The sequence below is a fragment of the Pseudomonas sp. FDAARGOS_761 genome, from assembly GCF_013343155.1.
Classification (GTDB): domain Bacteria; phylum Pseudomonadota; class Gammaproteobacteria; order Pseudomonadales; family Pseudomonadaceae; genus Pseudomonas; species Pseudomonas aeruginosa.
On sequence record NZ_CP054572.1, the window covers coordinates 3,683,717 to 3,705,689 of the forward strand.

Annotated in this window: 27 protein-coding genes; 21 read left to right on the top strand and 6 right to left on the bottom strand. The window is 67.1% G+C overall.

The window, feature by feature from the left end; all coding sequences use genetic code 11:
* Positions 1–93 precede the first annotated feature (93 nt).
* The 7 genes from FOC67_RS17115 (at position 94) to FOC67_RS17145 (ending at position 4,755) form a co-directional block, all read left to right on the top strand.
* The gene (locus FOC67_RS17115; protein ID WP_003091488.1) at positions 94–681 is read left to right on the top strand and encodes a septation protein A; all 588 of its coding nucleotides are present in this window, start codon (positions 94–96) and stop codon (positions 679–681) included.
* Position 682: 1 nt separating this feature from the next.
* Positions 683–982, top strand: a complete 300-nt coding sequence (locus tag FOC67_RS17120; RefSeq protein WP_003091489.1) for a YciI family protein — start codon at positions 683–685, stop codon at positions 980–982.
* Between the two features lie 175 nt (positions 983–1,157).
* Positions 1,158–1,526, top strand: coding sequence for a hypothetical protein (locus FOC67_RS17125; protein ID WP_003111064.1), 369 nt, complete (start codon positions 1,158–1,160; stop codon positions 1,524–1,526).
* Between the two features lie 10 nt (positions 1,527–1,536).
* On the top strand, positions 1,537–2,214 hold the full coding sequence (locus tag FOC67_RS17130) for a response regulator transcription factor (protein WP_003091491.1): 678 nt from the start codon (positions 1,537–1,539) through the stop codon (positions 2,212–2,214).
* 128 nt (positions 2,215–2,342) lie between these two features.
* Positions 2,343–2,783, top strand: a complete 441-nt coding sequence (locus FOC67_RS17135) for a Spy/CpxP family protein refolding chaperone (RefSeq protein WP_009313733.1) — start codon at positions 2,343–2,345, stop codon at positions 2,781–2,783.
* 114 nt (positions 2,784–2,897) lie between these two features.
* On the top strand, positions 2,898–4,235 hold the full coding sequence (locus FOC67_RS17140) for a HAMP domain-containing sensor histidine kinase (RefSeq protein WP_003091493.1): 1,338 nt from the start codon (positions 2,898–2,900) through the stop codon (positions 4,233–4,235).
* 43 nt (positions 4,236–4,278) lie between these two features.
* Positions 4,279–4,755 (top strand): hypothetical protein, encoded by a 477-nt coding sequence (locus FOC67_RS17145; protein ID WP_009313732.1) that lies wholly within the window; start codon positions 4,279–4,281, stop codon positions 4,753–4,755.
* Here the strand turns inward: FOC67_RS17145 and FOC67_RS17150 are convergent.
* Together FOC67_RS17150 and FOC67_RS17155 are read right to left on the bottom strand one after the other, a co-directional pair.
* Complete coding sequence (locus tag FOC67_RS17150; RefSeq protein WP_003109199.1) at positions 4,736–5,296, bottom strand: nitroreductase family protein; 561 nt, start codon at positions 5,294–5,296, stop codon at positions 4,736–4,738. The two genes, FOC67_RS17145 and FOC67_RS17150, sit on opposite strands and share 20 nt — an antisense overlap.
* A gap of 64 nt (positions 5,297–5,360) precedes the next feature.
* Complete coding sequence (locus FOC67_RS17155; RefSeq protein ID WP_003114826.1) at positions 5,361–5,732, bottom strand: YkgJ family cysteine cluster protein; 372 nt, start codon at positions 5,730–5,732, stop codon at positions 5,361–5,363.
* 157 nt (positions 5,733–5,889) lie between these two features.
* On the opposite strand from FOC67_RS17155, the gene FOC67_RS17160 reads away from it, so the two are divergent.
* The 5 genes from FOC67_RS17160 (at position 5,890) to FOC67_RS17180 (ending at position 10,928) form a co-directional block, all read left to right on the top strand.
* Positions 5,890–7,344, top strand: coding sequence for a TrkH family potassium uptake protein (locus FOC67_RS17160; RefSeq protein ID WP_003091497.1), 1,455 nt, complete (start codon positions 5,890–5,892; stop codon positions 7,342–7,344).
* Between the two features lie 66 nt (positions 7,345–7,410).
* Positions 7,411–8,556, top strand: a complete 1,146-nt coding sequence (locus FOC67_RS17165) for an ABC transporter permease (protein ID WP_004363206.1) — start codon at positions 7,411–7,413, stop codon at positions 8,554–8,556.
* The gene (locus FOC67_RS17170) at positions 8,553–9,347 is read left to right on the top strand and encodes an ABC transporter ATP-binding protein (RefSeq protein ID WP_003091499.1); all 795 of its coding nucleotides are present in this window, start codon (positions 8,553–8,555) and stop codon (positions 9,345–9,347) included. The genes FOC67_RS17165 and FOC67_RS17170 overlap by 4 nt, the downstream gene beginning before the upstream one ends.
* Before the next feature lies 1 nt (position 9,348).
* Positions 9,349–10,287 carry an MlaD family protein gene (locus FOC67_RS17175; protein WP_003091500.1) on the top strand — a complete coding sequence of 313 codons (939 nt, stop codon included), beginning with the start codon at positions 9,349–9,351 and terminating at the stop codon, positions 10,285–10,287.
* A complete protein-coding gene (locus FOC67_RS17180; RefSeq protein ID WP_003130465.1) occupies positions 10,284–10,928 on the top strand; it encodes an ABC-type transport auxiliary lipoprotein family protein in 645 nt (214 codons plus the stop codon). Before FOC67_RS17175 ends, FOC67_RS17180 begins: the two co-directional genes overlap by 4 nt.
* Positions 10,929–10,950: 22 nt before the next feature.
* On the opposite strand, the gene FOC67_RS17185 is transcribed toward FOC67_RS17180, so the two are convergent.
* Positions 10,951–11,964 (bottom strand): AraC family transcriptional regulator, encoded by a 1,014-nt coding sequence (locus FOC67_RS17185; RefSeq protein ID WP_031627542.1) that lies wholly within the window; start codon positions 11,962–11,964, stop codon positions 10,951–10,953.
* Between the two features lie 142 nt (positions 11,965–12,106).
* Between FOC67_RS17185 and FOC67_RS17190 the strand changes: the two genes are divergently transcribed.
* Together FOC67_RS17190 and FOC67_RS17195 are read left to right on the top strand one after the other, a co-directional pair.
* A complete protein-coding gene (locus tag FOC67_RS17190; RefSeq protein WP_003091504.1) occupies positions 12,107–12,424 on the top strand; it encodes an Mpo1-like protein in 318 nt (105 codons plus the stop codon).
* A gap of 218 nt (positions 12,425–12,642) precedes the next feature.
* The gene (locus FOC67_RS17195; protein ID WP_019485235.1) at positions 12,643–14,034 is read left to right on the top strand and encodes an adenylate/guanylate cyclase domain-containing protein; all 1,392 of its coding nucleotides are present in this window, start codon (positions 12,643–12,645) and stop codon (positions 14,032–14,034) included.
* Here the strand turns inward: FOC67_RS17195 and FOC67_RS17200 are convergent.
* Positions 14,024–15,079 (bottom strand): glycosyltransferase family 1 protein, encoded by a 1,056-nt coding sequence (locus tag FOC67_RS17200; protein ID WP_023097370.1) that lies wholly within the window; start codon positions 15,077–15,079, stop codon positions 14,024–14,026. The two genes, FOC67_RS17195 and FOC67_RS17200, sit on opposite strands and share 11 nt — an antisense overlap.
* Positions 15,076–15,888, bottom strand: a complete 813-nt coding sequence (locus tag FOC67_RS17205) for a UDP-2,3-diacylglucosamine diphosphatase (protein WP_003091510.1) — start codon at positions 15,886–15,888, stop codon at positions 15,076–15,078. The genes FOC67_RS17200 and FOC67_RS17205 overlap by 4 nt, the downstream gene beginning before the upstream one ends.
* A gap of 146 nt (positions 15,889–16,034) precedes the next feature.
* Between FOC67_RS17205 and FOC67_RS17210 the strand changes: the two genes are divergently transcribed.
* The 3 genes from FOC67_RS17210 (at position 16,035) to FOC67_RS17220 (ending at position 18,102) form a co-directional block, all read left to right on the top strand.
* Complete coding sequence (locus tag FOC67_RS17210; protein ID WP_003091511.1) at positions 16,035–16,799, top strand: helix-turn-helix domain-containing protein; 765 nt, start codon at positions 16,035–16,037, stop codon at positions 16,797–16,799.
* Between the two features lie 64 nt (positions 16,800–16,863).
* Entirely contained in the window at positions 16,864–17,199 is a 336-nt protein-coding gene (locus FOC67_RS17215) for a tRNA-binding protein (RefSeq protein WP_003091512.1), read from the top strand.
* Positions 17,200–17,208: 9 nt separating this feature from the next.
* Positions 17,209–18,102: a DMT family transporter gene (locus FOC67_RS17220; RefSeq protein WP_003130462.1), complete on the top strand. Its 894-nt coding sequence runs from the start codon at positions 17,209–17,211 to the stop codon at positions 18,100–18,102.
* Positions 18,103–18,181: 79 nt separating this feature from the next.
* On the opposite strand, the gene FOC67_RS17225 is transcribed toward FOC67_RS17220, so the two are convergent.
* Positions 18,182–19,135, bottom strand: a complete 954-nt coding sequence (locus FOC67_RS17225) for a LysR family transcriptional regulator (protein ID WP_009313729.1) — start codon at positions 19,133–19,135, stop codon at positions 18,182–18,184.
* Between the two features lie 101 nt (positions 19,136–19,236).
* On the opposite strand from FOC67_RS17225, the gene FOC67_RS17230 reads away from it, so the two are divergent.
* The 4 genes from FOC67_RS17230 (at position 19,237) to FOC67_RS17245 (ending at position 21,967) form a co-directional block, all read left to right on the top strand.
* A complete protein-coding gene (locus FOC67_RS17230) occupies positions 19,237–19,791 on the top strand; it encodes an NAD(P)H-dependent oxidoreductase (protein ID WP_003109189.1) in 555 nt (184 codons plus the stop codon).
* A gap of 75 nt (positions 19,792–19,866) precedes the next feature.
* On the top strand, positions 19,867–20,484 hold the full coding sequence (locus FOC67_RS17235; protein WP_009313727.1) for a glutathione binding-like protein: 618 nt from the start codon (positions 19,867–19,869) through the stop codon (positions 20,482–20,484).
* 145 nt (positions 20,485–20,629) lie between these two features.
* Positions 20,630–21,469, top strand: a complete 840-nt coding sequence (locus tag FOC67_RS17240; RefSeq protein ID WP_009313726.1) for an SDR family oxidoreductase — start codon at positions 20,630–20,632, stop codon at positions 21,467–21,469.
* A 111-nt stretch (positions 21,470–21,580) separates the two neighbouring features.
* Positions 21,581–21,967 (top strand): glycine cleavage system protein H, encoded by a 387-nt coding sequence (locus FOC67_RS17245; RefSeq protein WP_009313725.1) that lies wholly within the window; start codon positions 21,581–21,583, stop codon positions 21,965–21,967.
* Positions 21,968–21,973: the final 6 nt, after the last annotated feature.

Here is a 21,973-nt window from a genome sequence, read left to right on the forward strand (position 1 = left end):
CACAGGCCTGACGCATTCGGAAAGACAGGATGACTGTTTCAGAACATCCAGAGGTTGCTATTATGCCGCTTCAACCGTGTCCTGACTGCCACCATGAAGCAATTCATCGATTTCATCCCACTGATCCTGTTCTTCATCGTCTACAAGATAGACCCTCAGAACGTCGAGTTCGCCGGGTTCAATCTGAGTGGCATCTACGGCGCGACCGCGACCCTGATCCTCGCCTCGGTGATCGTCTACGGCGCCCTCTGGCTCAAGCACCGCCACCTGGAAAAGAGCCAGTGGTTCACCCTCGGCGCCTGCCTGGTCCTCGGCGGCCTGACCCTGGCCTTCCACGAGGACACCTTCCTCAAATGGAAGGCGCCGCTGGTCAACTGGCTGTTCGCCCTGGCCTTCGCCGGCAGTCACTTCATCGGCGACAAGCCGATGATCCAGCGCATCATGGGCCATGCCATCCAGTTGCCGCAGGGCCTCTGGGTGCGCCTGAACATCGCCTGGGTGGTGTTCTTCCTGGTGTGCGGCTTCGCCAACCTGTACGTGGTCTTCACCTATCCGAACTTCTGGGTGGACTTCAAGGTGTTCGGCAGCCTCGGCATGACCTTGCTGTTCCTGATCGGCCAGGGCCTGTTCCTGGCTCGCCACCTGCACGACGCCGATACCGGCGAAAAGCCCAAGGACTGACATGCTCTACGCGATCATCGCCCGTGACATCCCCGCTTCCCAGGAACGCCGCCTGGCCAGCCGCCCGGCCCACCTGGCCCGTCTCGAACAGCTGAAGGAAGAAGGCCGCCTGGTACTCGCCGGCCCGCACCCGGCGATCGACAGCAACGACCCGGGCGCCGCCGGCTTCACCGGCAGCCTGATCGTCGCCGAATTCGATTCCCTGGCCGCGGCGCAGAGCTGGGCCGAGGCCGACCCCTACCGGGCCGCCGGGGTGTATGCCGAGGTGGTGGTCAAGCCGTTCAAGAAAGTCCTGCCCTGAGGCAGTCGCCGGGTACCGGCGGCCGGCCCGGTCGCCCTCCCGGCAAACGTTTTCGCACCGGACGCCGCTTTCCGGTGCCCGCCGCAGCGCAACCAGGCCGGCCCGGCGCTTTCGCCAAGCCGGAAGGGCGAACCGGAAGACAGTGCAATCCGTCGCTTCATCGGTACAAGGAGTCATGATGCGTCCATCCACTGCCCATTGCCTGCTGCTGAGCCTGAGCCTGGGAGCTTCCCTGGCCCAGGCCGAGGAACCCGCGCCAGCACCGATTCCAGCCGCGCAGCCTTCCATTGCGCAGGCTACCGCCGAACTGGAGCGCCGCCTGGTGGAAACGGAACGCCAGCGCGACGAACTGGTCAGTCGTATGCGCCAGGAGAACCGCCAGTTGCGCGAGCAGTTGCAGGCGGCCCAGGCGCAGCGGCAACCGCCGCTGCTCACAGAAGAGCAGACCTGGTATGTCGCCGGCGCCGCCACCGCCCTGCTCGCGTTCGTCCTCGGCGCCCTGAGCCGCGGCCGCCGGCGACAGCGACGCGAATGGATCAATTGAGCGACACCCGATGAGCGAACTGCTGTTGATCGACGATGACCGGGAGCTCTGCGAGCTGCTCGGTACCTGGCTGGTCCAGGAAGGTTTCTCCGTGCGTGCCAGCCACGACGGCGCCCAGGCCCGTCGCGCCCTCGCCGAGCAGACGCCGGATGCCGTGGTGCTCGACGTGATGCTGCCGGACGGCAGCGGCCTGGAACTGCTCAAGCAACTGCGCGGCGACCATCCCGACCTGCCGGTGCTGATGCTGTCCGCCCGCGGCGAGCCGCTGGACCGCATCCTCGGTCTGGAACTGGGCGCCGACGACTACCTGGCCAAGCCCTGCGACCCGCGCGAACTCACCGCACGGCTGCGCGCCGTGCTGCGGCGAACCCACCCGGCGCAGCCCAGCGCGCAGATGCAACTGGGCGACCTGTCGCTGAACCTGACGCGCGGCGTGGCGCAGATCGACGGCCAGGAGATCAGCCTGACCCTTTCCGAAAGCCGCATCCTCGAAGCGCTCCTGCGCCAGCCCGGCGAGCCGCTGGACAAGCAGGCCCTGGCGCAACTGGCGCTGGGCCGCAAGCTGACCCTCTACGACCGCAGCCTGGACATGCACGTCAGCAACCTGCGCAAGAAGCTCGGCAGCCACCCCGACGGCAGCCCGCGCATCCTCGCCCTGCGCGGCCGCGGCTACTACTACAGCCACTGAGCGGGTTTCGTCAGCCCGCCGACACAAGGTCTTTACCCAAGCTTTACCCAGGGCTGACCGCGCTTGACCTTGACCTCCCTAGACTGGGCTCATCCGGTAAATGGCCGGACCCAGAAAGGAGAAACACCATGCGCAAGACGCTAACCGCCCTGTTCATCGCCGCCGCCCTGCCGACCTTCGCCATGGCCGCGCCCGCCGCCAACGACCTGCCGCCCCCGCCGATGGAAGGCGGCCACATGATGGGCCAGCACGGTCCCCGGCATGGCGGCCCGATGAAGGAACTGAACCTGACCCGCGAACAGCGCCAGCAGATGGGCAAACTGATGGGCGAACAGATGAAGGCCCGCCACGAGATCACCCAGCGCTACCTGGCCAAGCTGCCGGCGGCCAAGCAGAAGGCCCTGAAGGACGAACTCAAGGCCAGCCACGAGAAGACCCAGAAGGACATCCGCGCCCTGCTCACCCCCGAGCAGCAGAAGAAGTTCGACGAACTGCAGAAGAAGCGCGAGCAGCGCAAGGCAGAGTGGGCCGAATTCCAGCAATGGAAGGCCGACAAGAAGTCCAACTGACGTCCGAGCCACCGCTACCGGGTCCTCCGGTAGCGGTCTTCCGACCAGCCGGAATCGCATATCCTAGGGGTTTACCCACGCGGCCGGCCCGACATGCGATTCAACAGGAAAACCATGCGTTCACTCTTCTGGCGAATCCTCGCCGCCTTCTGGCTGGCCCTGCTGCTGGTAGCCGGGCTTTCCATCCTGCTGGGTCGCGCGCTGAACCAGGACACCTGGATCATCGCCCGCCATCCCGGCCTGAAGGATCTCGCCGAGCAGTGGACCGCCCTCTACGAAGAACAGGGCAGCTACGCGGCCCAGGGCTTGCTGGAGCAACGCCGCCGCGACTACGGGATTTCCATCCAGGTGCTCGACGAAAGCGGCCAGCGCCTGGTCGACGGCACCTACCTGCCGCGCCCCCGCCACCGCCCGCCGCGCACCAGCGACCGCAACCTGCCGCGCTTCCCCTGGCGCCAACTGAGCCAGGAATATGTCAGCCCGCAGAGCAACCATACCTATCTGTTCATCTACCGCATCCCGCACCCGGAGCTGGAGGCCTGGCACCGCGGCAGCCTGCTCTGGCCGCTCAGCGCGCTGGGCATCGCACTGGTGGTGCTGACCCTGTTCAGCCTGCTGCTGACGCTGTCCATCACCCGTCCGCTGAACCGTCTGCGGCGCGCCGTGCACGACCTCGGCCAGACCGCCTACCAGAAGGACAGCCTGGCCCGCCTGGCGCGGCGCGGCGATGAGCTGGGCACCCTGGCGCGCGATTTCAACCGCATGGGCGAACGCCTGCAAAGCCTGATCGGCAGCCAGCGACAGTTGCTCCGCGACGTGTCCCACGAACTGCGCTCGCCGTTGGCGCGCCTGCGCATCGCCCTGGCCCTGGCCGAGCGCGCCGAACCGCAAGCGCGGGCGCAGATGTGGCCGCGCCTGGAACAGGAATGCGACCGCCTGGAAGCGCTGATCGGCGAGATCCTCGCCCTCGCCCGGCTCGACGCCGAACCCGGCGCGAGCCAACGGATCGCCCTGCTGCCGCTGCTCCAGCGGCTGCGCGAAGACGCCCTGCTGCTGGCTCCGGAGCAGGATATCCGCCTGGAAGTGGCGCCTGACCTGAGCATCGACGGCTGGCCGGACATGTTCGAGCGCGCGGTGGACAACCTGCTGCGCAACGCCGTGCGCTTCAACCCCGCCGGCCAACCGCTGGAGGTGCGCGCCAGCAGCGCCGGCGACTACCTGCGCCTGAGCGTCCGCGACCATGGGCCGGGCATCGCCGTCGAACTGCAGGAGCAGTTGGGCGAACCGTTCTTCCGCGCACCCAACCAGAGCAGCCCGGGACACGGCCTGGGCCTGGCCATCGCCCGCCGCGCCATCGAGCGCCACGGCGGGCACCTGCGCCTGGGCAACCATCCCGACGGCGGCTTCATCGCCACCCTCAGCCTGCCGCTACGGCGCAAGGCGACCGAATGACGCCACGCCCCGATGCGCGGCACTTCCCCCAGGAGCATCCGGCATGACTCTTCCCGCTTCGTTGTTCCTCGATGAACGCCCGCTCGCCCAGGCCATCGCGCCGCCGGAACTTCCCGGCGACGAGCCGCAATCGCTGGTCCTGGCGGTCGAGCTGGGACAGGTCGCCCAGCAACTGCGGCAACGCTGGGCGCGCCTCGACCTGAGCCTGCCGGAGCGCGGCACCTGGCCGCTGGAAAGCTGGCGCCCGGCCTTGCACGAGGCGCTCTACGGCCTGCTCGGCGGCGCCGCGCAGGAGCGCCCGTGGCAGCGCATCACGCTGAATCCGGCGCTGGACGCGCGCCACGGCCGGCTGCGCCTGGACATCCTCGGCCAGGCGGAAGAAGGCCGGCGCTGGCTGCCGGCGGCCGTGGAAGCCGCCCGACGACTGGCCGGCTGGCAGGGCGGACGACTGCTCTGGCACGCCCAGGGCGCGTATTGGTGCGTACGCCTGCTGTTGCCGCTCAGCCCGGCCAGGCGCTGACGAAGGCCGTCGGGTCGAGTTCCGCCGGCGTGCGCAACTCGCCCATCGGCGTACCCAGGTAGACGAAGCCGATGATCCGCTCCTGCTCGCCGAGCCCCAGGCCGGCGTGCACCACCGGATCGGTGGCCATCTCGCCGGTCCGCCACATCGCCCCCAGTCCCTGGGCATAGGCGCCCAGCACCAGGCCGTGGGCAGCGCAGCCGGCGGCCAGCAGTTGCTCGCCATGCGGCACCTTCGGGTGATCCTGCAGGCAGGCCACCGCCACGACCAGCAGCGGTGCCCGCAGCGGCATGTTGCGGGCCTTGGCCAGCGCTTCCTCGGCGGCGTCCGGCTGGCGGCTCGCCAGGGCGCGGGCGTAGAGGTCGCCCAGGGCCCGGCGGCCTTCGCCTTCTACCACGATGAAGCGCCAGGGCCGCAGTTGCCCGTGGTCCGGGGCACGCAAGGCGACCCGGAACAGCCGGTCGAGCTGCTCCGGCGAGGGCGCGGGATCGCTCAGGCGGGCGTGGGAAACGCGAGTGAGCAAGGCGTCGAGAGCCTCCATGGGCGAACTCCTGTCAGAAACGAAATCGCCATTGTAGACGCAATCGCCAGGCTCACGCCCGCTCTCAGGCGACCCGTCCCGGCGCCAGGTGCGGCTGCAGCGGCGGGGTCAGCGGTGGCAGGCCGTAGGCGGCGCGCGCGGCATCGCAGGCCGGGTTGGGCTGGCCGTTGGCCCAGGCCGCCTCGAACTCGCGGCAGGTACTCGAGCGCTGCTCGTAGACGGTGCAGCGAACACCGCAACCGACCTCGCCGAGCAGCCCGACGCAGCGCGCCGGCTTGTTCTCGGTACCGCTCATGGCGACCATCTGCGGGCTGATGCGGACGGTCAGTTCGTCGGGTACGACGCCGCCTGCGGAACGGCACTCGCCCCAATAGAAAGACACACGAAAATGCGCACAGCAGGCGCCGCAGGTAAGACACGGATTGTCAGTGGACATGGTTGGCAGAACACCAGAGAAACCGGCGAGCGCCGGCGGGCGAAGCGAGATTCTAGCGATTTCGCGGCTGCTGTGAAGAGGGGCGCAGCGGCAGATTTACTCTCCGCGGACGGCTGGTAGAATGACCGGTCCGCCACCGCCCAGAGCCCCACGATCCATGGCCTTGCCGACCCTACGCATCCTCGGTTTCATCATCGGCATCTTCCTGATCACTCTGGCCGCCAGCATGCTGGTCCCGATCCTGACCATGCTCGCCTTCGACCGTACCGAAGGCATCCAGGCGTTCATCTGGTCCAGCGTCGCCACCTTCGTCACCGGCCTCGGCCTGGTCCTGCCGGGGCGTCCCGAGCATGTCCACCTGCGCCCGCGGGACATGTACATGCTCACCGTATCGAGCTGGGTGCTGGTATGCATCTTCGCCGCCCTGCCGTTCGTCCTGCAGCAGCACATCAGCTACACCGATGCCTTCTTCGAAAGCATGTCGGGGATCACCGCCACCGGCTCCACCGTGCTCAGCGGGCTGGACGACATGTCCCCGGGCATCCTCATCTGGCGCTCGCTGCTGCACTGGCTGGGCGGCATCGGCTTCATCGCCATGGCCGTGGCGATCCTGCCGATGCTGCGGATCGGCGGCATGCGCCTGTTCCAGACCGAATCCTCGGACCGCTCGGAAAAGGTCCTGCCACGCTCGCACATGGTCGCCAAGTACATCGTCGCCACCTATGTCGGCATCACCCTGCTCGGCAGCCTGGCCTTCTGGGGCGCCGGCATGAGCCCGTTCGACGCGGTCAACCACGCCATGTCGGCGATTTCCACCGGCGGTTTCTCCACCTCCGACCAATCCCTGGCCAAGTGGAAGCAGCCGGCGGTGCACTGGACCGCGGTAGTGGTGATGATCCTCGGCAGCCTGCCGTTCGCGCTCTACGTCGCCACCCTGCGCGGACACCGCAAGGCGCTGATCAAGGACCAGCAGGTCCGCGGCCTGCTCGGCCTGCTGCTGGTGACCTGGCTGCTGATGGGCACCTGGTACGCGGTAACCTCCAAGCTGCCCTGGATGGATGCCTTCCGCATCGTCGCGGTGAATGTCACCTCGGTGGTCACCACCACCGGCTTCGCCCTCGGCGACTACAGCATGTGGGGGCACTTCTCGATCATGCTGTTCTTCTACCTCGGCTTCATCGGCGGTTGCTCCGGCTCTACCGCCGGCGGCATCAAGATCTTCCGCTTCCAGGTCGCCTACACCCTGCTCAAGGCCAACCTCTACCAGTTGATCCACCCGCGCGCGGTGCTCAAGCAGAACTACAACGGCCATCGCCTGGACGAGGAAATCGTCCGCTCGATCCTGACCTTCTCGTTCTTCTTCGCCATCGTCGTCTGCCTGCTCGCCCTCTGCCTGTCGCTGATCGGCCTGGACTGGATGACCGCCCTCACCGGCGCCGCCAGCACCGTGGCCGGCGTAGGCCCGGGGATGGGCCCCATCATCGGCCCCTCGGGCAACTTCGCCAGCCTGCCGGACGCCGCCAAGTGGCTGCTGGCCGCCGGCATGCTGCTCGGCCGCCTGGAGATCATCACCGTGCTGGTCCTGCTGACCCCGGCGTTCTGGCGCCACTGAGCGCTCACGGGCCTGTCTGCAATGGCTCTACTCAGGGACTGAAAAGCCGGTGTAAGCTTCTGCACCATGACGACACAGCCGCAACCCGGCCACGTGAGCCTGGATAGCTCCACCCAGCCCGCCCGCGTCAGAGCCATAGGTGATTGGACGCTCGCCCACTACACGGCTCTGGAGCGCGAGGTGACGCGCCTGCGCAGCGAAGTGGCGGGCAACGCCAGCTTCGACCTGAGCCAGTTGGGCGCCCTGGATACCGCCGGCGCCGCCCTGCTCGCCGAATTGCTCGGCGCCGAGCGCCTGGCCGACCTCGCCGAGCTGGAGCCCGGCCTGCCGCGCGAGCGCCAGGCCCTGCTGAAGACCGTCGGCCACGCCCTGCACGACTTCTGCGAACCGGAAAAACCCAAGCCGCCGACCACCGCCATCGAACTGCTGGCTCGCATCGGCTGTGCCATGGAGACCTTCTGGCTGCACCTCAAGGCACTCCTCGGCTTCATCGGCCTGACCCTGGAGACCCTGCTCCGCAGCCTGGTCCGCCCGGCCAGTTGGCGGGTCACGCCGCTGGTGGCGAACATCGAGAAGAGCGGCCTGGACGCGGTGCCGATCATCGCCTTGCTGACCTTCCTGGTCGGCGCGGTGATCGCCTTCCTCGGCGCCACGGTGCTGGCCAACTTCGGCGCGACCATCTACACGGTCAACCTGGTGGTGTTCTCCTTCCTCCGCGAGTTCGCCGTGCTGCTCACCGCGATCCTCATGGCCGGCCGCACCGCCAGCGCCTTCACCGCGCAGATCGGTTCGATGAAGGCCAACGAGGAGATCGACGCGATCCGCGCCCTCGGCCTCAACCCCATCGAGCTGCTGGTGCTGCCGCGGGTGCTGGCGCTGCTGGTATCGCTGCCGATGCTGACCTTCGTCGGTATGCTCTGCGGCATCGTCGGCGGCATGACCGTCTGCGCCTGGACCCTGGACATCCCGCCGGCGATGTTCCTGTCGATCATGGAGGACGGAATCGGCGTACAGCATTTCCTGGTCGGTATCAGCAAGGCCCCGCTGTTTGCCTTCCTGATCGCCGTGATCGGCTGCCTGGAAGGCTTCAAGGTCAGCGGCAGCGCCCAGTCGGTGGGCGAGCACACCACCACCAGCGTGGTCCACTCGATCTTCGTGGTGATCCTGCTCGACGCCCTCGCCGCGCTGTTCTTCATGGAGATGGGCTGGTGAGCCAGGACAACCCGCAGGCGATCATCCAGGTCCGCGACCTGTGTAACCGTTTCGGCGCCCAGGCGGTCCACGAGCACCTCGACCTCGACGTCCGTCGCGGCGAGATCCTCGGCGTGGTCGGCGGCTCCGGCACCGGCAAGTCGGTGCTGCTGCGCAGTATCGTCGGCCTGCGCCGGCCGACCTCCGGCAGCGTGCGGGTGTTCGGCGAAGACCTGCTGCAACTGCCGGAGGAGCGCCGCTCCCTGGTCGAACGGCGCTTCGGCGTGCTGTTCCAGCAGGGCGCGCTGTTTTCCTCGCTTACCGTGGTGGAGAACGTCGCCCTGCCGCTGATCGAGAACGCCGGCCTGCCGCGCGCCGACGCCGAGCACCTGGCCCAGGTCAAGCTGGCCCTGGCCGGGCTACCGGCCAACGCCGGCGACAAGTATCCGGCCTCGCTTTCCGGCGGCATGATCAAGCGCGCCGCCCTGGCCCGCGCCCTGGCGCTGGACCCGGACATCCTGTTCCTCGACGAGCCCACCGCCGGCCTCGACCCGATCGGCGCGGCGGCCTTCGACAACCTGATCCGTACCCTGCGCGACGCCCTCGGCCTGACGGTGTTCCTGGTCACCCATGACCTGGACACCCTGTACACCATCTGCGACCGGGTCGCCGTGCTGTCGCAGAAGAAGGTCCTGGTGGTCGATACCCTGGAACGGGTCGCCGCCACCGACGACGCCTGGGTCCGCGAATACTTCCACGGGCCGCGCGGGCGCGCCGCCCACCAAGCCGCCGCCGTGCCGGAGAATCACTGAGATGGAAACCCGAGCCCACCATGTGTTGATCGGCCTGTTCAGCGTGATCGTGATCGGCGCCGCCCTGCTCTTCGGCCTGTGGCTGGCCAAGTCCGGCTCGGAGGGCAAGTTCAACTACTACGACATCGTCTTCAACGAAGCGGTCAGCGGCCTTTCCCAGGGCAGCTCGGTGCAGTACAGCGGGATCAAGGTCGGCGACGTGGCCTTCCTCCGCCTCGATCCGCAGGACCCGCGCAAGGTCTGGGCACGCATCCGCGTGGTGGCCAGCGCGCCGATCAAGCAGGACACCACCGCCAAGCTGGCGCTCACCGGGATCACCGGCACCTCGATCATCCAGCTCAGCAGCGGCACGCCCGCCAGCCCGATGCTGGAGGGCAAGGACGGGAAGATCCCGGTGATCGTCGCCACGCCCTCGCCGCTGACCCAGTTGCTGAGCAACGGCGAAGACCTGATGGGCAACATCAACCAGCTCATCGCGCGCTTCAGCAACCTGCTCTCCGAGGAAAACACAGCGCGCATCAGCCGCACCCTCGACCATCTCGACCAGGCCACCGGCGCGCTCTCCGCCGAGCGCGAGAACGTCAGCGCGGTGATGCAGCAGTTGGCCCAGGCGAGCAGGCAGGCCAACGCCGCGCTGGCCCAGGCCAGCGAGTTGATGCGCAGCGCCAACGGCCTGCTCAACGAGCAAGGCAAGGGGATGCTGGAAAACGCCAACAAGACCATGGCTTCGCTGGAGCGCACCAGCGCCACCCTCGACCAGTTGATCAGCGAGAATCGCCACTCGCTGGACGGCGGCATCCAGGGACTCGCCGAGCTGGGCCCGGCGGTCAGCGAACTGCGCGATACCCTGGCGGCACTGCGCGGAATCAGCCGGCGCCTGGAAGAGAACCCGGCGAACTACCTGCTGGGCCGGGAAAAAACCAAGGAGTTCACCCCATGAGGCTCGCCCTTCGCCCGCTGCGTCGCCTGTCCCTGGCCGCCGGCCTGGCCGCGCTCGCCACCCTCGGCGCCTGCTCGATCCTGCCGGAAGCGCAGGTCCTCCAGGTCTACCTGCTACCGGTGCACAACCCTCCGGCCAGCGCCGCCGCGCGGCCGGTCGACTGGTCGCTGCGGATCGCCCGGCCGCGTACCAGCCTGGTGCTGGAGAGCCCGCGCATCGCAGTGCGCCCGCACGGCGACGAAATCAGCGTGTACCAGGGCGCGCGCTGGAGCGATCCGGCACCGTCGCTGCTGCGTGACCGTCTGATGCAGGCGTTCCAGGCCGACGGCCGGGTCCGCGGCCTGAGCAGCGACGACAGCAACCTGCAGGCCGATTTCGAACTGGGCGGCGACCTTCGCGCCTTCCAGACCGAGTACCCGAACGGCCAGGCCAGCGCGCTGATCCGCTACGACGCGCGCCTGGTGCGTACCGACGACAAGCGCGTGGTCGCCAGCCGGCGTTTCGAGGTCAGCCAGCCGGTGGACGGCAAGAAGGTCGCGGCGGTGGTCAGCGCCTTCGGCAAGGCCGGCGACACGCTGTCGGCCCAGGTCCTCGACTGGACCCTGCGCCAGGCCTCGGCGCAACCCGCCGGGCAGCCCTGAAGCGTACCGCCTGGCCTGGCGACTAGCCCGGGCGCTCCTGGCGGCGCGCCCGGTATTCGTTGGGCGTGCAGCCGAACCAGCGGCGGAATGCCCGGAAGAAATTGCTCGGATCGGCGAAACCCAGCAGGTAGGCGACCTCCAGCAAGGTCAGGCCGGGCTGCTGGAGATACTGATCGGCCATATCCCGACGTGTGTCGTCGAGCAGTTGCTGGTAGCTGGTGCCCTCCTCCTGGAGGCGTCGTTGCAAGGTGCGCTGCGACAGGTGCAGCGCCTGGGCCACTCGTTCGCGCTTGGGTTCTCCCTGCGGCAACAGCCGGCACAGGGTCTGCCGGGCCAGATGGGTGATGCGGCTGGTGCTGAAACGCGCCAGGTATTCGCCGGCGAAGCGATCGTGCAACTGGGCCAGCGCCTCGTTGGCCGAGGGTAGCGGCGTCTCGAGGTCGACGCGGGAAAACACCAGCGCGAACTCCTCGGCGTGAAAGCGCAGCGGCGCGCGGAACAGCTCGGCATAGGGTGCCAGCGGCTCGCGGGGCGCGCCGGGCAGTTCCACCGCCAGCGGGTCCAGCGGCCGGCCGGTGATCCAGCGGACCATGTCCACCAGGTAGGCCAGCGAGCATTCGGCACTCTGCGGCGGCGCCGGCAGGCGATCGCCATGCACCGTGACGCCGAGTCGATAGCCCTGCGGCGTGCGGCGGAAAGTCAGGTCGGAGGCTTCCGCGATGATCCGCTGGTAGCGTTCCAGGCGCGCGAAGCCTTCCGCCAGGTTGCGGCTCGACATCAGCGCATAGCCGACGACGTGGAAAGCCGGGCGCCGGACCCGGGCGATGTTCAGGGCGATCGCCGGGTTGCCGCTGAGCGCCACCGCACGCAGCCACAGACGGCTCATCGCATCCTGCGGGAAGCGCGCGTCGGGGTCCTGCAGGGCCTGGTAGTCGAGGCCCAGCTCGGCGAACAGCTGGCGTCCGTCGAGGCCTTCCAGCTCCAGGGCGAGGACGATGCCCTGGACCCAGCTGGACAAGGTTGTACGTTCCGGCATCGGTCTCTTCTTGTTCTGGCGGGAGGCACGCCGACCGTCGACCGGCCTGGCGGCCCAAGGATACTAAACTGGCCCTGTATGTCATCCGCGACATCGAGCGGCTCGCACTACACTGCGCGGACACAACGAGAGGAGGCATTCCATGAGCAGCCCTGACGACGAGCGTTTCCACAGTTTCGCCGAGTTCTACCCCTACTACCTGCAGGAACACAGCAATGCGGTGTGCCGCCGCCTACACTACGTCGGCAGCCTGCTGGTGCTGGCGGTGCTGTTCCTCGCCGTGGCCAGCCAGCAGTGGCTATGGCTGCTGGCGCTGCCGCTGGTGGGCTACGGCTTCGCCTGGGTCGGCCACTTCGTCTTCGAGAAGAACCGCCCGGCCACCTTCAAGTACCCGCTGTGGTCGTTCATGGGCGACTGGGTGATGCTCAAGGACGCTTTCACCGGTCGCATCCGCTTCTGACCCGTCCCGCGCGGCCGGCCGCCCGGGCCGGTCGCTCCGCCGGGACGACCGTCGGTCCCGGATCGGTGCGCTTTCCTGAACTATCGCTCAGCTGTCACTGGCCGCCGCGCAAACGCTTGGTTAAGATTCCGCCAGCAACCTGGCCAACCGCCATTCCTCAGGCGGAAAGCTCACGAAGCCGAGCCAGGACGAAAATACACAGGGATCCTCTCCAGCGCATGAAGCCTACCCTCCCCGACCGCTCGCCGACGAGCCGGTCCGTCGCGTCCATGCGTGAATACTATTCGCGCGTGCTGGCCTATATCGCCTGTGGCGCCAGCATCGCGGCGGGAACCTACACCCAGTATTTCAGCTACGGCATCCTCTGGATGGTGCCCTATGCGCTGCTCTACCCGCACCTGGCGTACCACCTCGGCCAGCGCTTCCGCCAGCACGACCCGCGCAAGGTGACCCGCGTCCTGCTCGCGGTGGACGCCGTGCACTGCGGCCTGGGCATGGCGCTGCTCGGCTTCTCCGTGGTGCCCAGCCTGATGTTCCTGCTGGTTCTGAGCTTCACCGCGCTGGTCATCGGCGGCCTGCGCCTGCTCGGCATGGCCCTGCTGGTATCGGCCAGCAGCGCCCTGCTGGTCGCCGTGCTCGTCGCCCCGCCGCTGCTGGGCAATACCCCGGTCGAGGTGGCCGCGGTCAGCATCCTGTTCTGCGGACTGTACATCTGCATCACCGCCTTCTTCGGCCACCAGCAGGGCCTGCGACTGGCCCAGGTGCGCCAGGAGATCGCCCGCGAGCAGGAAAAGGCCGCGCGGCTCGCGCGCAACCTGGCCAAGTACCTGTCGCCGCAGGTCTGGGAAATGATCTTCAGCGGCAAGAAGAGCGTGCGCCTGGAAACCCAGCGCAAGAAGCTCACCGTGTTCTTCTCCGACATCCGCGGCTTCACCGAGCTATCCGAGGAACTGGAAGCCGAGGCCCTGACCGACCTGCTCAACAACTACCTCAACGAAATGTCGAAGATCGCCCTCAAGTACGGCGGTACCATCGACAAGTTCGTCGGCGACTGCGTCATGGTGTTCTTCGGCGACCCCAGCACCCAGGGCGCGAAGAAGGACGCGGTGGCTGCGGTATCGATGGGCATCGCCATGCGCAAGCACATGAAGGTGCTGCGCCAGCAGTGGCGGGCCCAGGGCATCACCAAGCCGCTGGAAATCCGCATGGGCATCAACACCGGCTATTGCACGGTGGGTAACTTCGGCGCCGACACGCGCATGGACTACACCATCATCGGCCGCGAGGTGAACCTCGCCAGCCGCCTGGAAAGCGCCTCGGAAGCCGGCGAAATCCTCATTTCCCACGAGACCTACTCGCTGATCAAGGACGTGATCATGTGCCGCGACAAGGGCCAGATCGCGGTCAAGGGCTTCAGCCGCCCGGTGCAGATCTACCAGGTGGTGGACTCGCGCCGCGACCTCGGCGCCGCGCCCAGCTACGTCGAACACGAATTGCCCGGCTTCTCCATGTACCTGGACACCAACAACATCCAGAACTACGACAAGGAACGGGTCATCCAGGCCCTGCAACAGGCCGCCGAGCGCCTACGCGACAAGGTCATCCTCTGAGTTCGTCGAGCGCCGCCGGCAGTTCGTCGCGCCATTCCGGCGCAGTCCGCGGACCGCTCGCCTGCAGCGCCAGGAACTCCTCCGCCGAAACCCGCCAGGACTGCTCCCGCGCCCAGCGCCCGCAGGCCTGGCGATCCAGCGCCAGCGCCTGGCGGCAGGCTTCGCCAAGATCCTCGTGCATGACCCCGGTCACGCCCTGCTGCAATACATCCAGCGGCCCCGGCACGGCGAAGGCCGCCACCGGCACGCCGCAGGCCAGTGCTTCGAGCATCACCAGGCCATAGGTATCGGTCAGCGAGGGAAACACCAGCACCGAGGCCGCCCGGTAGGCGTCGGCCAGCGCGCGGCCATGGCGGTAGCCGAGAAAACGCGCCTGTGGATAGCGCTGCTCCAGCGCCGCCCGCTGCGGGCCGTCGCCCACCAGCCATTTTTCGCCCGGCAGTTCGAGATCGAGGAACGCCTCCAGGTTCTTTTCCGTCGCCAGCCGCCCGACATACAGGAACACCGGCGGCCGCTCTTCCGCCGCGGGTGTCTCGGCGGGATGGAACAGTTCGGTATCGACGCCCTTGCGCCACAGCTGCAGGTGCTGGAAGCGCCAGGCGCAGAACTCGTCGCGCAGGCGCGGGGTGCTCACCAGCACCGCCCGGCTCGGCCGATGGAAGGCGCGCAGGAAGGCATAGCCCCAGGACAGCGGCAGCCACGGACAGCGGTCACGCAGGTATTCGGGAAAGCGCGTATGGATCGCCGAGGTGAAGTCCAGGCCGCGCTTGCCCAGCCAGCGCCGCGCGGCCCAGCCGAGCGGCCCCTCGGTGGCCAGGTGCACGGCATCCGGGGCGAAGGCCTCGATCAGCCCGCCGAGGCGCCAGAGATTCCAGGCCAGGGGGATTTCCGGATAGCTGGGACAGGGCAGGCAGCGGAAGTCGGCGGGCGACAGCACCCGTACCTGGTGGCCCAGCAGTTCCAGCTCGCGCTGCAGGGCCAGCAGGCTGGTGACGACTCCGTTGACTTGCGGTAACCAGGCGTCGCTGACGATCAATAGCCTCATGCCGCCGGCTCGACCGCCGCGGCCTGCGCCGCCAGCCGCGCCTGCTCCTCGGCCAGGCGGTAGAGCTGGATGCTGCCGTCCCAATGTTCGATCAGCGCCGTGCAGGATTCTACCCAGTCGCCGCAGTTGAGGTAGTCGACGCCCTCGATGCGGCGGATCTCGGCATGGTGGATGTGCCCGCAGACCACCCCGTCGAGCCCGCGCTTGTGGCACTCGTGGGCGATGGCTTCCTCGAAGTCGCTGATGAAGTTCACCGCGGTCTTGACCTTGTGCTTGAGGTACGCCGACAGCGACCAGTAGCCGTAGCCCCAGCGCCGCCGCCAGTGGTTCAGCCAACGGTTGAGGAGCAGGGTGAACTCGTAGGCGGAGTCGCCGAGGAACGCCAGCCAGCGGTGGTAGCGGGTGATCACGTCGAACTGGTCGCCGTGTATCACCAGCAGCTTGCGGCCGTCGGCGGTACTGTGCACCGCCTCGTCGACCAGGCGGATGTTGCCGAGGATCAGGCTCGAATAGCGGCGCAGGAATTCGTCATGGTTGCCGGTGACGTAGATCACCTCGGTGCCGCGCTTGCTCAGGGTGAGCAGGCGGCGGATCACGTTGGTGTGCGCCTGCGGCCAGTAGATGCCGCCGCGCAGCTTCCAGCCGTCGATGATGTCGCCCACCAGGTAGATGCGATCGGCGTGGTAGCGCTTGAGGAACGCCGCCAGGTGTTCGGCCTGGCAATCCCGCGTCCCCAGGTGGACATCCGAGATCCACAGGGTCCGAACCCGCTGCTTGCGGTTCGAGGTGAAGCGTTGCGCGGTGCTCATCGGCGGGTCTCCGACGGTGTTTTTCCGATCTTGGACGGCGCCGGTGAAACGACTGTGACAGGCCGGCGACCGTTGCGTGACAGGGCGCGACTGTCTGTCGCCGGCGCCAGCGGGTAGACTGGGCGCCTGCCTCCGGGAGCTTCGCCATGGGTTCGATCCTTTCCCTGCGCCACTACAGCCACGACCAGATCGTCCACAGCCATGACCATGCCCAATTGGTCCTGGGCCTCAGCGGCTGCCTCGAGTTCGAGGTCGAGGGGCGCGGCAGCCGCGTGTTGCGGCAGACCTTCGCGGTGGTGCCGGCGCAAGCCCGGCATGCCTGCTCGAGTCCCGCCGGCAGCCGCTGCCTGGTCCTCGACCTGCCCTGCGACGGCAGCCTGCTGCTGGGCCTGGGCGAACACGCCGAAGCCGGTCGGCGGCTGTTCGAGCGACCGCAGGCGCTGTCGCTGACGCCCGCCCAGGGCCAACTGGTGAACTGGCTGGCCAGCGGCCCGATCAACGACCCGGTGATCGCCCACCAGGGCGCCGGCCTGCTCCTCGCCAGCCTGGCCAGCGAGCGCCAGCCGCCGCGCCAGCAGCCCCGCCTGCCGCTGGCCAGCCTGGACGCCTACCTCGACCGCCATGCCGCCCATCCGTTGCAGGTCGCCGACCTGGCACGGCTGGCCGGTCTTTCGGTGGCGCGCTTCCACAGCCTGTTCCTCGCCGAGACCGGGCAGACGCCCATGGACTACGCGCGCAGCCGGCGCCTGCACCAGGCCCACGAACTGCTGCTGGAGAGCAGCCTGGCGGTGGGCGAGATCGCCGCCCGGGTCGGCTACGCCTCGCAGAGCGCCTTCACCGCGGCGCTGGTCCGCGAGTTCGGCGTCACCCCGCGGCAATTGCGTCGCGAGTCCCGCGACAAAACCGGCTAGCCGCACGACAGACAAATCCGTCGCGACTCCTTACTCTCTGCCCATCGACAGACCAGGAGTCAGCATGGACATCATCGAATGGCAGGATTTCGAACGCGTCGAACTGCGCGTCGGCACCATCCTCGGCGCCGCGCCCAACCCCAAGGCACGCAAACCCGCCTACATCCTCGAGGTCGACCTCGGTCCGCTCGGCCTGCGCACCTCCAGTGCGCAACTGACCGCGCACTACCAGGCCGAGGAACTGGTCGGCCGTCAGGTTCTCTGCGTCTGCAACTTCGCTCCGAAGCAGATCGCCGGAGTGCGCTCGGAGGTCCTGGTCACCGGGGTCTACGATAGCGAGGACAAGGTGGTCCTGGCCGGCTTCGACAAGCCCCTGCCCAACGGTGCGCGCCTGGCCTGAAGGATCCCCATGAATCGACGTTCCGCCCTCGCCGCCCTGCACGGCGGCGCCCTCCTCTTCGGCCTGACCGGGGTATTCGGCAAGCTGGCCAGCGCCTCCCCCGGGGTGATCGTGTTCGGTCGCGCGCTGTTCGCGGTGCTCGCCCTCGGCCTCTTCGCCCGCCTCGCGGGCCAGGCCTGGCGCGCCCTGGGATCCGCGCAATGGCTGCGCCTGGCGCTCTGCGGCCTGCTCCTGGCCGGGCACTGGGTGAGTTTCTTCATCGCCGTGAAGACCGCCGGCGTGGCCATCGCCACCCTCGGCTTCGCCAGCTTCCCGGCCTTCACGGTAATCCTCGAAGGGCTGCTCTTCCGCGAGCGCATTCATCTCGCGGAAGGACTGCTGGTAGTCCTGGTCAGCCTTGGCCTGGTGCTGGTCACGCCGAACTTCGACCTCGCCAGCGGCGCCACCCTCGGCCTGCTCTGGGCGATCCTTTCCGGCCTGCTGTTCGCCCTGCTGTCGCTGGCCAACCGCAGCAACAGCGGGCAGGTCGGCCCGGTGCAGGCGGCGCTCTGGCAGAACCTGGTAGTCGCCCTGTGCCTGCTGCCGTTCGCGGTCGGCGAACTACCGGCGCTACCCGCTCTCGACTGGCTCTGGCTGGCCCTGCTGGGCGTGTTCTGCACCGGCCTGGCGCACAGCCTGTTCGTGGCCAGCCTGGCGGTGGTCAAGGCCCGCACCGCGGCGCTGGTATTCGCCCTGGAGCCGGTCTACGGGATCGCCTTCGCCTGGCTGTTGTTCCATGAGACACCGGGGCCGCGGATGTTCCTCGGCGGCGCCCTGATCGTCCTCGCCATCGTGCTGTCGGCGCGACTCGGCGCCAGGAACCGGCCGGTCCCGGACAACGGCTTGTCCGCTAACCGGGGCTGAACCCGCCGAGCCTTGCATCCGGGTCACGCACACCGGATAGCGGAAGGTACGAGCTGCCCCGGAATGGCGGCGGCGGGCCTCAGGTTCGTTGCGCGAGGCCGGACTCGAGCGCCAGCGCGATGGGCGTGAGCTGTATCTCGGGGTTCTCCGCGAACAGCTCCATGACCCAGTTCACAAAGCAGCGCACACGAACCGACAGGTGCCTGGAGCCCGGGTAGATGACATGCACCGGCGCCGCAGAAAAGTGCCATTGCGGCAGTACCGGAACAAGTTTCCCTGCGCGTACGAATCCAGCCACCGCGAATGGGGCGCCAGGGCAGATGCCGCTGCCCGCCACGCAGGCCGAAATAGCCACGTCGGGTTCGTCGAACTGCATTCCATCGCCGGACTGCACCACGAAACGCTCCGGGCCGGACTCCAGCTCCCACATGAACGGGTTGCGCTCCCTGCCGCTGAACCAGCTCAACCGCCTGAACTGCGATAGATCGTCCGGACTGTCTACGCCGCCTATGGAGGCCAGGTACTCGGGCGAGGCATACAAGCCCATCTGGATGTCGCAAAGATGCCTGGCGATCATGCTGGAGTCCTTGAGCGCACCTCCCCGGATCGTGCAATCGATGCCGTCCTCCAGCAGATTGCTGATCCGGTCCGAACTACTCAGCCGCAGCTGGATCCTCGGGTAGCGCGCCTGGAAGTCGTGCAGCCTTGGAGCGATCACCCATCGGGCGATGGTGATCAGGGAGTCCACTCTGAGCCGGCCGATGGGCGTCGCCGTCCCGCCCCTGAGCGTGGCCTCCAGTTCGTCTATCTGCTGCAGCAGGACCTGGCATTTGTCGAAGTACGCGCTGCCATCGTGCGTAAGGCTCAGGGCACGGGTCGTACGATTGAGCAAGCGCACGCCTAGATGCTTTTCAAGATCGCTGACGCGCTGCGAAACGCGAGCTTTCGGCAGGCCCAGGGCATCGGCCGCGCGTGTGAAGCTGCCGGCGTCCACCACCTTCACGAAGGTGGCCATGGCGGTGAGTTTGTCCATAGATTGTTCGCGATTATTGAACCAAGAGTAACTTTGGATAATATTTTTCTTATTCTCAATCCCAATTATGGTTCCTTCCGTCCACCCACCAGGGAACCATCATGTCAAAAGCAGTCGTTGTTTATTTCTCCGGATATGGCCATACCAAGCGCGTAGCACAAGCGGCGGCGGAAGGCGCACAGGCTTCGCTGATCGAGATCGATAGCGAGGGCAACATTCCCGAGGCAGCCTGGGACCTGCTCGACCAGGCGCAATCCATCCTCTTCGGCGCGCCCACGTACATGGGCTCGGTGCCTTGGCAATTCAAGAAGTTCGCGGACGCCACTTCCAGGAAGTGGTTTGTTCGGCAGTGGCAGGACAAGGTCTTCGGCGGCTTCACCAACAGCGCAAGCCTGAACGGCGACAAGCAGGTTTCCCTGATCCTCATGCACACGCTGGCGTCCCAGCACGGCGGCATCTGGGTCAGCCTGGGCCTGGCTCCCGCCAACACCTCGGCCTCGAGCCGCGCGGATATCAACAACCTCGGCGCCTCGGTCGGCGCGCTGGTGCAGTCGCCGTCCGACGCGGATGCCCAGGCCATTCCCAGCGGCGATCTCGAGACCGTGAAGCTCTACGCCGCTCGCGTCGCCAGGATCGGACAACAGCTGCATGCCTGAGCCAGGCGCCGATGAATCACCGGCGCACCCTGCGCGCGTCGCTTGAACCTGCAACTACCTCGAAGGATATCGATCATGAAACTGTACTACTCCCCCGGCTCTTGCTCGCTGGCCATCCACATCGTGCTTCGCGAGGCCAACGTGCCTCACGAACTGGCCAAGGTCGACCTGTGGCAGCACAAGACCGCCTCGGGCGGCGATTACTTCCAGATAAACCCGAAGGGCACGGCGCCCGCCCTCGAGTTCGAAGGCGGCTTGCTGACCGAAGGCGCCGCCATCAGCCAATACCTCGCGGATCGCTACGCCCCAACGTTGGTGCCAGCCAACGGAACGCTGGAACGCAGCCGTTTGCACGAGATACTGAATTACCTCTCTTCGGATTACCACAAGTCCTTCACCCCGCTGTTCTACCTGTCCCCTTCGGACGACCCCACGGCCGCGCAGCGCCCAGTGCTAGCCAAAGTGGCCTACCTGAACAACCTCCTCGCGGACGGCCGCCCATACATCCTGGGTGACGAGTTCACCGTCGCGGACGCACATCTCTTCGCCCTTACGCGCTGGTGCCCCCAATTCGGCATTTCGCTGGCCCCATTCCCAGCATTGATGGATTTCATGGCCAGGATTGCAGCCCGTCCGGCAGTCAGGGCCGCGCTACAGGCCGAAGGACTGGAGGAACACCCCGACCAGTGCTGAGCTCTCGCTAGGTACCGGTTCTACGCGGACTGACGCCAGCGCTAGCGCAGACGAGACCCGTGGCTGGGTTTCGCAGCCGACGTCAGCCCCCCTGGACTTTCCTGAACGCGTCCCGCTGCTCGAGGCGGACATCCTGGAGATCGATATGTCGAAGAAAATTCTTGTTCTAGGTGCGACGGGAACAGTCGGCAAGCCGTTAGTCGAAGGCCTGCTGGCCAAGGGAGAGGCCGTCAAGGCCGCTTCCCGCGCAAATCGGAAAATGGATGGAGTCGAGAGTACGCCCTTCGATTTCGGCAAACCGGAAACCATCGCCACCGCCCTGGAGGGTGTGGATCGCACTTACATGCTCCTGCCCGCCGGCTACCTGAACTTACGCGATCTGCTCCTGCCGTTCGTCGAAGCCGCCGCAAGCCGCAAGGTGAAAATAGTCTTCCAGAGCGCCTTTGGCGTGGATGCGAATGACGCCAACCCCATGCGCCAAATGGAAATCCTGCTGGAGAAATCCGGCACGCCCCATGTGATCTTGCGGCCGAACTGGTTCTCCGACAATTTCCATCACTTCTGGAAAGCCGGCCTCGACCAGGGGCAGATCGCCTTGCCAGCCGGTGATAGCAGGACCAGTTTCATCGATGTGCGCGATATTGCGGCCAGCGCCATCGCCGCGCTCACCTCAACCGCTTTCGACGGCAAAGCATTCAACCTCACCGGTCCCGAAGCGCTCAGTTATGCCGATGCCGCGGCGATCCTGTCCGAAGTGACCGGCAAGCCCGTGCGATACGCCGCGACATCGGACAAGGCGTTCATCGACATGCTGGAGAACAACGGTGTGCCCGCCGCCAATGCGGCGCACATGGCCTCGATCTTCCACCCGGTGCGCCAAGGCTGGATGAGCGTAGTGACCGACGATGTCATGAAGCTCACCGGCAAGAGACCGCGGACACTGCGGGAATACGCACAAGACAAGGTCGCCGCCCTGACGGCCTAGGGCCAGGCTGCGACGCCTTGGGCCTCGAAAGTCGGTGGCGCCGACCAGAAACGCCTGGGGGCACCAGCATAACCTCTGTTTTTCCAGGTTGAACGGGAGACGACCGTGTCCATGCAATTTTCCAAAGACCATTACTGGGTTCGCCTCGCCGACACCCTCGATGGCCACGCTATCGACAGCGTTGTCGTCGGTGTCACCCCACGGGCGCTGGCCGGCCTGGGCAACCTGATTTCGGTGATCCTGCCCAACGTCGGCGAGACGTTGGCGCAGGGAGCCGCCGCGGCCGAGATCGAGTCGGACAAAGCGGTGACGAACCTGTACACCCCCGTCTCCGGCGAAATCATCGCCGTCAACACGGCCTTGCGCGACACCCCGACGCTTGCCAACACCGACCCGTTGGGCGCCGGCTGGTTCTTCAGGGTCAAACTCAGCAACCCGGGGCAACTGGATGCGCTGCTCGACGAGAAGGCTTATGCCGAACTGTTCTGGGCCCCGTGACGACCG

What these genes read in the sequence shown, in the direction of transcription:
- FOC67_RS17120 (WP_003091489.1), top strand. Translation starts at nt 683, where the DNA reads ATGCTCTACGCGATCATCGCCCGTGACATCCCCGCTTCCCAGGAACGC.
- FOC67_RS17190 (WP_003091504.1), top strand. Translation starts at nt 12,107, where the DNA reads ATGAGCAGCCCTGACGACGAGCGTTTCCACAGTTTCGCCGAGTTCTAC.
- FOC67_RS17200 (WP_023097370.1), bottom strand. Translation starts at nt 15,079, where the DNA reads ATGAGGCTATTGATCGTCAGCGACGCCTGGTTACCGCAAGTCAACGGA.
- FOC67_RS17220 (WP_003130462.1), top strand. Translation starts at nt 17,209, where the DNA reads ATGAATCGACGTTCCGCCCTCGCCGCCCTGCACGGCGGCGCCCTCCTC.
- FOC67_RS17175 (WP_003091500.1), top strand. Translation starts at nt 9,349, where the DNA reads ATGGAAACCCGAGCCCACCATGTGTTGATCGGCCTGTTCAGCGTGATC.
- FOC67_RS17210 (WP_003091511.1), top strand. Translation starts at nt 16,035, where the DNA reads ATGGGTTCGATCCTTTCCCTGCGCCACTACAGCCACGACCAGATCGTC.
- FOC67_RS17230 (WP_003109189.1), top strand. Translation starts at nt 19,237, where the DNA reads ATGTCAAAAGCAGTCGTTGTTTATTTCTCCGGATATGGCCATACCAAG.
- FOC67_RS17225 (WP_009313729.1), bottom strand. Translation starts at nt 19,135, where the DNA reads ATGGACAAACTCACCGCCATGGCCACCTTCGTGAAGGTGGTGGACGCC.
- FOC67_RS17215 (WP_003091512.1), top strand. Translation starts at nt 16,864, where the DNA reads ATGGACATCATCGAATGGCAGGATTTCGAACGCGTCGAACTGCGCGTC.
- FOC67_RS17180 (WP_003130465.1), top strand. Translation starts at nt 10,284, where the DNA reads ATGAGGCTCGCCCTTCGCCCGCTGCGTCGCCTGTCCCTGGCCGCCGGC.
- FOC67_RS17130 (WP_003091491.1), top strand. Translation starts at nt 1,537, where the DNA reads ATGAGCGAACTGCTGTTGATCGACGATGACCGGGAGCTCTGCGAGCTG.
- FOC67_RS17205 (WP_003091510.1), bottom strand. Translation starts at nt 15,888, where the DNA reads ATGAGCACCGCGCAACGCTTCACCTCGAACCGCAAGCAGCGGGTTCGG.
- FOC67_RS17235 (WP_009313727.1), top strand. Translation starts at nt 19,867, where the DNA reads ATGAAACTGTACTACTCCCCCGGCTCTTGCTCGCTGGCCATCCACATC.
- FOC67_RS17240 (WP_009313726.1), top strand. Translation starts at nt 20,630, where the DNA reads ATGTCGAAGAAAATTCTTGTTCTAGGTGCGACGGGAACAGTCGGCAAG.
- FOC67_RS17185 (WP_031627542.1), bottom strand. Translation starts at nt 11,964, where the DNA reads ATGCCGGAACGTACAACCTTGTCCAGCTGGGTCCAGGGCATCGTCCTC.
- FOC67_RS17135 (WP_009313733.1), top strand. Translation starts at nt 2,343, where the DNA reads ATGCGCAAGACGCTAACCGCCCTGTTCATCGCCGCCGCCCTGCCGACC.
- FOC67_RS17145 (WP_009313732.1), top strand. Translation starts at nt 4,279, where the DNA reads ATGACTCTTCCCGCTTCGTTGTTCCTCGATGAACGCCCGCTCGCCCAG.
- FOC67_RS17160 (WP_003091497.1), top strand. Translation starts at nt 5,890, where the DNA reads ATGGCCTTGCCGACCCTACGCATCCTCGGTTTCATCATCGGCATCTTC.
- FOC67_RS17195 (WP_019485235.1), top strand. Translation starts at nt 12,643, where the DNA reads ATGAAGCCTACCCTCCCCGACCGCTCGCCGACGAGCCGGTCCGTCGCG.
- FOC67_RS17150 (WP_003109199.1), bottom strand. Translation starts at nt 5,296, where the DNA reads ATGGAGGCTCTCGACGCCTTGCTCACTCGCGTTTCCCACGCCCGCCTG.
- FOC67_RS17165 (WP_004363206.1), top strand. Translation starts at nt 7,411, where the DNA reads ATGACGACACAGCCGCAACCCGGCCACGTGAGCCTGGATAGCTCCACC.
- FOC67_RS17245 (WP_009313725.1), top strand. Translation starts at nt 21,581, where the DNA reads ATGCAATTTTCCAAAGACCATTACTGGGTTCGCCTCGCCGACACCCTC.
- FOC67_RS17115 (WP_003091488.1), top strand. Translation starts at nt 94, where the DNA reads ATGAAGCAATTCATCGATTTCATCCCACTGATCCTGTTCTTCATCGTC.
- FOC67_RS17155 (WP_003114826.1), bottom strand. Translation starts at nt 5,732, where the DNA reads ATGTCCACTGACAATCCGTGTCTTACCTGCGGCGCCTGCTGTGCGCAT.
- FOC67_RS17125 (WP_003111064.1), top strand. Translation starts at nt 1,158, where the DNA reads ATGATGCGTCCATCCACTGCCCATTGCCTGCTGCTGAGCCTGAGCCTG.
- FOC67_RS17140 (WP_003091493.1), top strand. Translation starts at nt 2,898, where the DNA reads ATGCGTTCACTCTTCTGGCGAATCCTCGCCGCCTTCTGGCTGGCCCTG.